Annotated in this window: 11 protein-coding genes; 5 read left to right on the top strand and 6 right to left on the bottom strand. The window is 63.3% G+C overall.

Translation table 11 applies throughout. The annotated features are described in order from the left end of the window. Window positions 1-561 (top strand): GNAT family N-acetyltransferase (locus BLX41_RS33805; protein WP_185073710.1); only part of this gene is annotated, 561 nt, incomplete at its 5' end. Window positions 562-577: 16 nt separating this feature from the next. Here BLX41_RS33805 and aqpZ read toward each other — a convergent pair. From aqpZ to BLX41_RS20800, 5 genes are all read right to left on the bottom strand, one after another. After that, on the bottom strand, window positions 578-1,276 hold the full coding sequence (gene aqpZ, locus BLX41_RS20820) for an aquaporin Z (RefSeq protein ID WP_123726409.1): 699 nt from the start codon (window positions 1,274-1,276) through the stop codon (window positions 578-580). 202 nt (window positions 1,277-1,478) lie between these two features. Then, window positions 1,479-3,311, bottom strand: coding sequence for an ABC transporter ATP-binding protein (locus tag BLX41_RS20815; protein ID WP_123726408.1), 1,833 nt, complete (start codon window positions 3,309-3,311; stop codon window positions 1,479-1,481). Window positions 3,312-3,400: 89 nt separating this feature from the next. Next, window positions 3,401-3,964: a peptidylprolyl isomerase gene (locus tag BLX41_RS20810; RefSeq protein WP_123726407.1), complete on the bottom strand. Its 564-nt coding sequence runs from the start codon at window positions 3,962-3,964 to the stop codon at window positions 3,401-3,403. Between the two features lie 3 nt (window positions 3,965-3,967). Then, complete coding sequence (locus BLX41_RS20805) at window positions 3,968-4,771, bottom strand: alpha/beta fold hydrolase (protein WP_123726406.1); 804 nt, start codon at window positions 4,769-4,771, stop codon at window positions 3,968-3,970. Between the two features lie 30 nt (window positions 4,772-4,801). Next, window positions 4,802-5,725, bottom strand: a complete 924-nt coding sequence (locus tag BLX41_RS20800) for a PA3225 family LysR-type transcriptional regulator (protein ID WP_123726405.1) — start codon at window positions 5,723-5,725, stop codon at window positions 4,802-4,804. 49 nt (window positions 5,726-5,774) lie between these two features. On the opposite strand from BLX41_RS20800, the gene BLX41_RS20795 reads away from it, so the two are divergent. The 3 genes from BLX41_RS20795 to BLX41_RS20785 all read left to right on the top strand — a co-directional run bounded on the left by BLX41_RS20795 (window position 5,775) and on the right by BLX41_RS20785 (window position 7,978). Continuing rightward, the gene (locus BLX41_RS20795) at window positions 5,775-6,089 is read left to right on the top strand and encodes a 3-phosphoglycerate kinase (RefSeq protein WP_123726404.1); all 315 of its coding nucleotides are present in this window, start codon (window positions 5,775-5,777) and stop codon (window positions 6,087-6,089) included. 158 nt (window positions 6,090-6,247) lie between these two features. After that, window positions 6,248-6,847, top strand: coding sequence for an FMN-dependent NADH-azoreductase (locus BLX41_RS20790; RefSeq protein ID WP_123726403.1), 600 nt, complete (start codon window positions 6,248-6,250; stop codon window positions 6,845-6,847). A gap of 267 nt (window positions 6,848-7,114) precedes the next feature. After that, window positions 7,115-7,978: a carboxylate/amino acid/amine transporter gene (locus BLX41_RS20785; protein WP_123726402.1), complete on the top strand. Its 864-nt coding sequence runs from the start codon at window positions 7,115-7,117 to the stop codon at window positions 7,976-7,978. Window positions 7,979-8,230: 252 nt separating this feature from the next. Here BLX41_RS20785 and BLX41_RS20780 read toward each other — a convergent pair whose 3' ends face one another. Next, entirely contained in the window at window positions 8,231-9,529 is a 1,299-nt protein-coding gene (locus tag BLX41_RS20780; protein WP_123726401.1) for a mechanosensitive ion channel family protein, read from the bottom strand. Window positions 9,530-9,722: 193 nt separating this feature from the next. Here BLX41_RS20780 and BLX41_RS20775 point away from each other — a divergent pair. Continuing rightward, window positions 9,723-10,756, top strand: a 1,034-nt coding sequence (locus tag BLX41_RS20775) for a DEAD/DEAH box helicase (RefSeq protein ID WP_259745049.1), incomplete at its 3' end; no start/stop codon positions are given.

The raw sequence follows: 10,756 nt of genomic DNA, 5'->3' as shown, positions 1-10,756 counted from the left end.
AAGCAGATGCGCAAGGAACGCGAGCAGGTGGCGGGGCAGGGCTTTGATTTCCAGTGGTTCGAAGGCCATGAACTGGACGAGGCCCAGTGGGATTTCGTCTATGCCTGCTACGCCAATACCTATGCGCTGCGGCGCCAGTCGCCGTACCTGACCCGGGCCTTCTTCAGCCTGCTGGCCGAGCGCACGCCCGAGGCGATTCGCGTGGTCCTGGCCAAGCAGGGCGGGCGCCCGGTGGCCATGGCGTTCAGCCTGGTGGGAGGCGACAGTTTCTACGGCCGCTATTGGGGCTGCCTGGCGGAGTTTGACCGCCTGCATTTCGAGACCTGTTTCTATCAGGGCATGGAATACGCCATCGCCCAGGGGCTGCAGCGCTTCGACGCCGGGGCCCAGGGCGAGCACAAACTGATTAGGGGCTTCGAGCCCGTGATCACCCGCTCCTGGCATTACCTGCGTCACCCCGGGCTGAATGCCGCGGTGAAGGATTTCCTGCAACAGGAGCGGGTCGGGATTCGCGCTTATGCCGAGGAGGCGAGGGACGCCTTGCCCTATCGGCAGGCGTGATCCTCGCCGCCTTTGCTCAGCCGTCTTCCTTGCCCAGCCAGCGGTAGAGCACGGCGCCGATCACCGCGCCGAGGATCGGCGCCAGCCAGAACATCCACAGCTGCTGCAACGCCCAGCCGCCGACGATCAGCGCCGGGCCGGTGCTGCGGGCCGGGTTGACCGAGGTGTTGGTCACCGGGATCGAGATCAGGTGGATCAGCGTCAGGGCCAGGCCGATGGCAATGGGTGCCAGCCCCGCCGGGGCGCGTTTGTCGGTGGCGCCCAGAATGATCACCACGAACATTCCGGTCATCACCAGCTCACAGACAAACCCCGCGGCCATTGAATAGCCGCCGGGTGAGTGTTCGCCATAGCCGTTGGAGGCCAGCCCCGAGGCCAACTCGAAACCAGGCTTGCCGCTGGCGATGAAATACAGCAGCGCTGCGGCGATTGCCCCGCCGATGACCTGCGCCACGATATAGGCCGGCAGTTCCCTGGCCGGGAAGCGTCCGCCCACCACCAGGCCCACGGACACGGCGGGGTTCAGGTGGCAGCCGGAAATATGGCCGATGGCGAAGGCCATGGTCAGTACCGTCAGGCCGAAGGCCAGGGCCACCCCCAGCAGACCGATGCCGACATTGGGAAACGCCGCCGCCAGCACAGCGCTGCCGCACCCGCCGAGAACCAGCCAGAAGGTCCCGAGCAATTCAGTCATGGAACGTTTGAACAAAGACATGAGTGAGTCCTTGATAGGTCAACCTATCAACGCGATACAACTGTTATGCATCCCGCGGGTTAACTACAGGTTCTGTCCCGGAACCTAGGCTCAGTACAGCAGGCTTTTGGCGCAATTCCAGCCCGTCCATAAAAACGCCAGGGCCCCTGGAAACAGGGCCCTGGCGTTTATTGGTGGGTGTGGGACGGAGGTGTTTTCGCCATCAGTCGATGCCGACAAAACCTCCGGTCTGGTGCTGCCACAGGCGCGCGTACAAACCACCATGGGCCAGCAGTTCGGCGTGGGTGCCGGCTTCGGCAATGCGCCCCTGTTCCAGGACGATCAGGCGGTCCATGCGGGCGATGGTGGAGAGGCGGTGAGCGATGGCGATTACGGTCTTGCCCTGCATCAGGGTCTCCAGGCTTTCCTGAATCGCCGCTTCCACTTCCGAATCCAGGGCCGAGGTGGCTTCGTCCATGATCAGGATCGGCGCGTCCTTGAGCAGCACCCGGGCAATGGCGATGCGCTGGCGCTGGCCGCCGGACAGCTTGACCCCGCGCTCGCCGACGTGGGCGTCGAAGCCGGTGCGGCCCTGGGCGTCGGAAAGCTGCGGGATGAACTCGTCGGCGCGAGCCTTGCGCACCGCTTCCCAGAGTTCCTCGTCGGTGGCATCGGGGCGGCCGTAGAGCAGGTTGTCGCGGATCGAGCGGTGCAGCAGCGAGGTGTCCTGGGTGATCATGCCGATGCGCTCGCGCAGGCTTTCCTGGGTCACTTCGGCGATGTTCTGGCCGTCGATGAGGATCTGTCCGCCCTGCAGGTCGTAGAGGCGCAGCAGCAGGTTGACCAGGGTCGATTTGCCGGCCCCGGACGGGCCGATCAGGCCGATCTTCTCCCCGGGACGAATGTCCAGGTTGAGGTCGCTGATGACCTTGTTGGCCTTGCCGTAATGGAACTCCACATGCTCGAAGCGCACGCCGCCCTTGGCCACCGCCAGTTTTGGCGCCTGTTCGCGGTCGGTGAGTTGCAACGGTTGGGCGATGGTCTTGAGGCCGTCCTCGACCATGCCGATGTTCTCGAAGATGCCGTTGATCACCCACATGATCCAGCCGGACATGTTGACGATGCGGATCACCAGGCCGGTGGCCAGGGCGATGGCCCCGGCGCTGATCAGTGACTGGCTCCACAGCCACAGGGCCAGGCCCGTGGTGCCGACAATCAGCAGGCCGTTGAGGCTGGTGATGGTCACGTCCATGGCGGTGACCACACGGCCCGCCAGCTGGCTTTTCTCGGTCTGCTCGGCGATGGCTTCGCGGGCGTAGCTCTGCTCGAAATGGGTGTGGGCAAAGAGCTTGAGGGTGGTGATGTTGGTGTAGCCGTCGACGATCCGCCCCATGAGTTTGGAGCGGGCGTCGGAGGCGTCCACCGAACGCTTCTGGATGCGTGGCACGAAGTAGCGCATGGCACCGATGAAACCGGCGATCCACAGCAGCAGGGGGATCATCAGGCGCCAGTCGGCGTCGGCGAACAGCACCAAAGAACCGATGGCATAGATGGTCACGTGCCACAGGGCGTCGATCACCTGCACCGAGGAGTCCTGCAGCGAATAGCCGGTCTGCATGATGCGCTGGGCGATGCGCCCGGCGAAGTCGTTCTGGAAGAAGTTCAGGCTCTGGCGCAGCACGTAGCTGTGGTTCTGCCAGCGGATCAGGCTGGTCATGCCGGGGTTGATGGTCTGGTGCATCAAGAGGTCGTGCAGGCCGACCATCAGCGGCCGGAACAGCAAGGCCACCACCGCCATCCAGGCCAGTTCCAGGCCGTGGTCGGTGAACACCTGGACGCTGGGCGTGCCCTGGGCCAGGTCGATGATGGTGCTCAGGTAGCTGAACAGCGACACCTCGATCAGGGCCACGAACAGGCCCACCACCAGCAGCGCGACGAAGCTGGGCCAGACTTGCTTGATGTAGTGGAAGTAGAAGGGCAGGACCCGATTGGGCGGGGTGGCGCTGGGAGCGTCGCGGAAGATATCGATCAGTTGTTCAAAACGACGATAGAGCATGGGGTCTGAAGCCCGTTGTGCGGGCTCTCCTGTTCTGAAAGCGGACGGGGCGCCGGGTAGGGCGCCGCCGTCGGGACAGGCTGCTGGATTCAGTCGATACGCTTGGCCGACTTGATCAGCACCGGGTCGATCGGCACGTTCTGCATGCCTTGCTTGGTGGTGGTCTGGGAGTTGACGATCTGGTCCACCACGTCCATGCCGCTCACCACCTTGGCGAACACCGCGTAGCCGGCATCGCGGCCCGGGTCGAGGAAGGCGTTGTCGGCGACGTTGATGAAGAACTGGCTGGTGGCCGAGTTGGGGTTCGAGGTGCGGGCCATGGACAGGGTGCCGCGCACGTTATGCAGGCCGTTGGAGGCTTCGTTCCTGATCGGGTCGCGGGTGTCTTTCTGCACCATCTGCGCGGTAAAGCCACCGCCCTGGACCATGAACCCCGGGATCACCCGGTGGAAGATGGTGTTGGTGTAAAAGCCGCTGTCGACGTAGTCGAGGAAGTTCTTGCTGGAGATCGGTGCCTTGACCGGGTCCAGTTCGACTTCGATCTTGCCGAAGCTGGTGTCCAGCAGGACGTGAGGCGCCTTGGCCGGTTGGGCGGCCATCAGGTTGGCAGCGAACAGCACGGAGCCGGCGACGAGGGCGATTTTTTTCAGCATGGTTCAGTGATCCTGGGTGGTGGTGTCGACTGTGGTTGTGAAGTCCAGCAGGGTTTGGTTGAAGCGCTGCGGCTGGTCCAGCGGCGTGGCGTGTCGGGAATCCTCGATCACCACCAGCCGTGCATCCGGCAGCAGTTTGACATAAGCCTCTTTGACCGCCACCGGGGTGTAGTCGCGGTCGGCACTGACGACCAGGGTTGGACAGGTGATCCGGCCCAGACGTTCCTGCACCCCCCAGCCGACGATGGCGTCGAAGCTGGCGAGATAAGCACGTTTGTCGTTTTTTGCCCAGCGCTCGGCCATCTTTTGCCGCAGCTCGCCCTGCTCCGGCTTGGGAAACAGGCGCGGCCCGAGGGCCTTGCCGATGGCGCCCGGGCTCAGCACCCGGGCCAGGCTCCAGCGCTTGAACCACTGCCAGTAGTCATTGGCGCTGCGTAGCTTGACCTCGGGGGAGCTGTTGACGATGCACAGGCTCTTGAGCAGTTGCGGCTGATCCACCGCCAGCTGGAAGCCGATCATGCCGCCCATGGACAGCCCGACGTAGTGCGCGGGGCCCAGGTTCAGGTGCTCGATCAGCGCCACGATATCGGCGGTAAAGCCCGGGATGCTGTAACGCTCCCGGGGTTTGTCGGAACGTCCGTGACCGCGAATGTCCGGGATGATCAGCCGGTAGCGGGCCGAGAGCTCGGGGATCTGTTTTTCCCAGTCCAGGGCGCTGGAGCCCAGGCCGTGAACCAGCAGCAGGGGGTCGCCCCGGCCGTATTCCTCGTAGTGCAGGGTGCAACCTTCATGCTCGAAATACGCCATGGCAGAACTCCTGTTCTGATGAGTGGGACGTCAGGCTTGTTCGGGTGCGGCAAAGGGCGCATCCAGGGGCGCGGTGTCGAAGGTGCGCAGCAGTTCCACGAGGATCTGCGTCGCCGGGCCCAGGGGTTTGTCCTTGTTGGAATAGAGGAAGAAGGTCGGATGGCGGCTGCCGCCCTGGTCCAGGGGCAGGACCTTGAGCAGGCCTTCGCGCAGCTCGCGTTCGATCAGGTGCCGGGGCAGCCAGGCAAAACCCAGGCCGCTGCTGACGAAAGTCGAGGCGGTGGCCAGGCTGCCCACGGTCCAGCGTTGTTCGGCGCCGAGCCAGCCCACATCCCGCGGCTGCTGGCGGCCGGAGTCGCGGATCACCACTTGCAGTTGGCTTTCCAGGTCCTGGAAATGCAGTTCACGTTGCAGGCGGTGCAGGGCGTGTTCCGGGTGGGCCACGGCGACGAACTCCACCGAACTCATCTCGGTGCCCAGGTAGCCGGGAATGTTGAAGCCGCTGATGGCCAGGTCGGCGACCCCTTCGAGCAGCACTTCCTCGACCCCGGACAGCACTTCTTCACGCAAGCGCACGCGGCAGCCACGGCTTTGCGGCATGAAGGCGGTCAGGGCGCGGACCAGGCGCGCATTGGGGTAGGCGGCGTCCACCACCAGGCGTACTTCGGCTTCCCAGCCCTGTTCCATATGGTGGGCCAGGTCTTCCAGCTGGCTGGCCTGCTTGACCAACTGCCGGGAGCGGCGCAGCAACACGCCGCCGGCTTCGGTGAGTACCGCCTTGCGGCCATCGATGCGCAGCAGCGGCACGCCGAGCTGGTCCTGCATGCGCGCCACGGTGTAGCTGACCGAGGATTGGGAACGGTGCAGGGCTTCGGCGGCCTGGGCAAAGCCACCGTGATCGACCACCGCCTGCAGGGTGCGCCATTGATCCAGGGTCACGCGGGGCGCTTTCATGAGGGACTCCTCTTGTCCTAAGCTGGCGCTCCTTACTGGAGACTGCCGAATGAGAAAATTCTGTTGTGTGTTGCTGGCTCTGCTGCCCCTGAGCGCCTGGGCCTATCCCATCGATGTCGAGAAACAGTTGAACGGCCAGAGCATCGACTACACCACCTTCGATACCGATGAAGACATCGGCTCCATCCAGTTGAACAACTACGGCAAGAACGACGCCGTGTGTTCGGTGGTGTTTCGCAATGGCCCCGAGGCGCCCCGCACCCGCAAGGTGGAAGTGACGGCCGGCAAGAGCAAGAACGTTACCGCCAAGTTCAATCGCAAGATCATCAAGCTGCGCCTGGACCTGAACTGCCAGGCCAAATGATGGACCCTGGGCCGGCCCGGCGTACTGCGTCGGGGCTGGCTCCGCTTATAAACGAATTTATTGATTGGTTATAGCAGTTATTTGCGCTTTTTCATCGATATCACTCTGTTTAATCTGCGCTCCATCGACTTACGCATACCCCGATGGAGATTTGTGCCATGTCCCGCGTCCTGATCATTGAAAGCAGCGCCCGCCAGCAGGATTCCGTATCCCGCCAGTTGACCCAGACCTTTATCCAGCAATGGCAAGCCGCTCACCCCAGCGACTCGATCACGGTGCGTGACCTGGCCCGCAACCCGGTGCCGCACCTGGACGCCAACCTGCTGGGAGGCTGGATGAAACCTGCCGAGCAGCGCAGCGCCGCCGAACAGGATTCCCTGCAGCGTTCCAATGCGTTGACCGATGAACTGCTGGCCGCCGACGTGTTGGTGATGGCCGCACCGATGTACAACTTCGCCATTCCCAGCACCCTGAAAGCCTGGCTCGACCACGTACTGCGCGCCGGGGTGACCTTCAAGTACACCGACACCGGGCCACAAGGACTGCTCACCGGCAAGCGTGCCTACGTGCTCACTGCCCGCGGCGGAATCTACGCCGGCAGCAGCGCGGACCACCAGGAACCCTACCTGCGCCAGGTGATGGGCTTTATTGGCATCCACGATGTGGAGTTCATCCACGCCGAAGGCCTGAACCTGGGGGGCGACTTCCACGAGAAGGGTCTGAACCAGGCCAACGCCAAGCTGGCCCAGGTGGCCTGAGGCGCCGAGGACGGGCTTTGGCAGGAGTACAGGCGCCGATCAGCAGGCAATCGGCGCCGTTAATCCACAGATAATCCCCCGGTGTTCAAGTAGCGCCTGCGCATCCCCCTTCAAGCCGGTTCGCGCATCGAACCTCCCTTTGCACTGGTTGCTCCTTCAGTGCCAACGCCCGATTGCACGCCTAGCGAGATCGGGCTTTTTTTTGCCCGGGATTTCATCTGTACCGGCAAAACCGCTATCGTCGCCGCCATTCAAGACGAGGCGAACATGGGCTATCTACTTTTTGTCACCCTGATCCAGGCGTTTTCCTTCAGCCTGATCGGCGAATACCTGGCCGGTCATGTCGACAGTTACTTTGCGGTGCTGGTGCGAGTGCTGCTGGCGGGGCTGGTGTTTCTCCCACTGACCCGCTGGCGCCGGGTGGAACCGGCCTTCATGCGCGGCATGCTGCTGATCGGGGCCCTGCAGTTCGGCATCACCTACGTGTGCCTGTACCTGAGCTTTCGAGTGCTGACGGTGCCGGAGGTGCTGTTGTTCACCATTCTCACGCCGCTGCACGTGACCCTGATCGAAGACGCCCTGAACCGGCGTTTCAATCCCTGGGGGCTGCTGGCGGCGCTGGTGGCGGTGGCGGGCGCGGTGGTGATTCGCTACGACAGCGTCAACCCGGACTTCTTCATCGGCTTCTTGCTGCTGCAACTGGCCAACTTCACCTATGCAGCCGGACAAGTGCTGTACAAGCACCTGGTGGCGCGCTATCCCAGCGACCTGCCGCATTACCGGCGTTTCGGCTACTTCTACCTGGGGGCGTTGCTGGTGGTGCTGCCGGCGTTCCTGCTATTCGGCAAGGCCCACTTCCTCCCGGATGCACCGCTGCAATGGGCGGTGCTGCTGTTCCTCGGCCTGGTGTCCACGGCCCTGGGCATGTACTGGTGGAACAAGGGCGCGTGCCTGGTGACCGGCGCCACCCTGGCGGTGATGAACAACCTGCATGTGCCGGTGGGCTTGCTGATCAATCTGCTGATCTGGAATCAGCATGAAGACCTGGGTCGGCTGATGCTGGGGGGGCTGGTGATCCTCGCAGCGGTATGGATCAGCCGTCGCGGCGCCCAGTCCCGCCTGACCCCATAACCCCCCAGGAACCGCTGATCTGCACGCCGGCGAAGAGGCCGGCAAGCCTTGCACCTGAGCGGCCAATGCCTTCGCTGATCTGTAGGAGCCGGCTTGCCGGCGAAAGGGTCCGCAAGCCTTGCGCCTGACGGGCCGACGTCTTCGCTGGCAAGCCAGCTCCTACGGTGGGACAGAGTCGGCTTGCTGGGGTAAGGGTCCGCATGCCTTGCACCTGCCGGGCCGATGCCTTCGCTGGCAAGCCAGCTCCTACGGTTACAGCGCCTGTTTTTCGAGCTGGGGCACGTGGCTGGCCCCCAGTACCGCTGGCAGCAAGCCGGCTCGCAGGTCGGTGCCGCTGGGCTGCTGGTAGAGGTTCAGGCCGAATTCCGGCATTACCGCCAGCAGGTAATCGAAGATGTCCCCTTGAATGCGCTCGTAATCCACCCAGGCCGTGGTGCGGGTGAAGCAGTAGATCTCCAGGGGAATGCCCTGGGCCGTGGTCTGCATCTGGCGCACCATGCAGGTCATGTTCGGCTGGATCTCCGGGTGGCTCTTCAGGTACGCCAGGGCGTAGGCGCGGAAGGTGCCGATATTGGTCATGCGCCGGCGGTTGGCCGACAGCGCGGCGACGTTGCCCTGGGCTTCGTTCCAACTCTTGAGCTCGGCCTGCTTGCGCCCGATGTAGTCGGTGAGCAGGCGCACCTTGCTCAGCCGCTGTTCTTCGTCGTCATGCAGAAAGCGCACGCCGCTGGCATCGATGTACAGGCTGCGCTTGATCCGCCGACCGCCGGATTGCTGCATGCCGCGCCAGTTCTTGAACGACTCGCTCATCAAGCGCCAGGTCGGGATGGAAACGATGGTCTTGTCGAAGTTCTGCACCTTGACCGTGTGCAGGGTGATGTCCACCACGTCGCCGTCGGCGCCCACCTGGGGCATTTCGATCCAGTCGCCGACCCGCAGCATGTCGTTGCTGGTCAACTGCACGCTGGCGACGAAGGACAGCAGGGTGTCCTTGTAGACCAACAGGATCACCGCCGACATGGCGCCCAGACCGGACAGCAGCAACAGCGGCGAGCGGTCGATCAGGGTGGCGACGATGATGATCGCGCCAAACACGTACAGCACCATCTTCGCCAGTTGCACATAGCCCTTGATCGAGCGGGTGCGGGCGTGTTCGGTGCGGGCGTAGATGTCCAGCAGGGCATTGAGCAGGGCGCTCAGGGCCAGGAGCTGGAACAGGATGGTGAATGCCATGGCCAGGTTGCCGAGGAACAGCAGGCTGGTCTTGCTCAGCTCCGGCACCAGGTGCAGGCCGAACTGGATCACCAGGGACGGAGTCATCTGCGCCAGGCGGTGGAACACCTTGTTGTGGCGCAGGTCATTGAGCCAGTGCAGGGCCGGCTGGCGCCCCAGCAGCCTGACGGCGTGCAGGACCAGGTAGCGGGCCACTCGTCCGAGCACCAGGGCGACCACCAGTAACAGGGCCAGGCCGATGCCGGCGTGCAGGAGAGGGTGTTGGTCGAGGGCTCCCCAGAGATCCTGGGTATCGAGCCAGAGCTGTTTGAAATCCATGGGCTAAAACGATTCTTCTATATGGAACAAGGGAGGGATTAGAGCATTTAACCCTGGCAAAGTTACGGTTAAGGACAAATCGGTTAACAAAAAACCAACTCTTTGCCACCGTTTGCACAAAGAAACTCGGCCTTCGCGCTCGAAACCGTTACCCTATGCAGCTGTTTTTTTGCATATCTTCGAGGTAGCACCCGTGTTTTCCCAATTCGCCCTGCACGAACGCCTGCTCAAAGCCGTGGCCGAGCTTAAATTTGTCGAGCCGACGCCGGTGCAAGCAGCGGCTATTCCGCTTGCGCTGCAAGGGCGTGACCTGCGGGTGACGGCACAGACCGGCAGCGGCAAGACTGCGGCCTTCGTCCTGCCGATCCTCCATCGTCTGATCGGCCCGGCGAAGATCCGCGTCAGCATCAAGACCCTGATCCTGTTGCCGACCCGGGAACTGGCCCAGCAGACCCTCAAGGAAGTCGAGCGTTTCTCCCAGTTCACCTTCATCAAGTCCGGCCTGATCACCGGCGGTGAAGACTTCAAGGTCCAGGCCGCCATGCTGCGCAAAGTGCCGGACATCCTCATCGGCACCCCGGGGCGCATGCTGGAGCAACTCAACGCCGGCAACCTGGACCTCAAGGAAGTCGAAGTGCTGGTGCTCGACGAAGCCGACCGCATGCTCGACATGGGCTTTGCCGAAGATGTGCAGCGCCTGGTGGACGAATGCCCGAACCGCCAGCAGACCATGCTGTTCTCCGCCACCACCGGCGGCTCCGGCCTGCGGGAAATGGTCGCCAAGGTCCTCAACAACCCTGAGCACCTGCAACTCAACAGCGTCAGCCAGCTGAACGAAACCACCCGTCAGCAGATCATCACCGCCGACCACAACCAGCACAAAGAACAGATCGTCAACTGGCTGCTGGCCAACGAGACCTACCAGAAGGCCATCGTCTTCACCAACACCCGGGCCATGGCCGACCGCATCTACGGCCGCCTGGTGGCGCAGGATTACAAGGCCTTCGTGTTGCACGGCGAGAAGGACCAGAAGGACCGCAAGCTGGCCATCGACCGCCTGAAGCAGGGCGGGGTCAAGATCCTGGTGGCTACCGACGTCGCCGCCCGTGGCCTGGACGTGGACGGCCTGGATCTGGTGATCAACTTCGACATGCCGCGCAGCGGCGACGAATACGTGCACCGCATCGGCCGTACTGGCCGCGCCGGCAACGATGGCCTGGCCATCTC

It is taken from the genome of Pseudomonas protegens, from assembly GCF_003732485.1.
Lineage (GTDB): Bacteria > Pseudomonadota > Gammaproteobacteria > Pseudomonadales > Pseudomonadaceae > Aquipseudomonas > Aquipseudomonas protegens_B.
The sequence above is the reverse complement of the archived record's forward strand: the minus strand, read 5'-3'. Positions and strand labels throughout refer to the sequence as shown.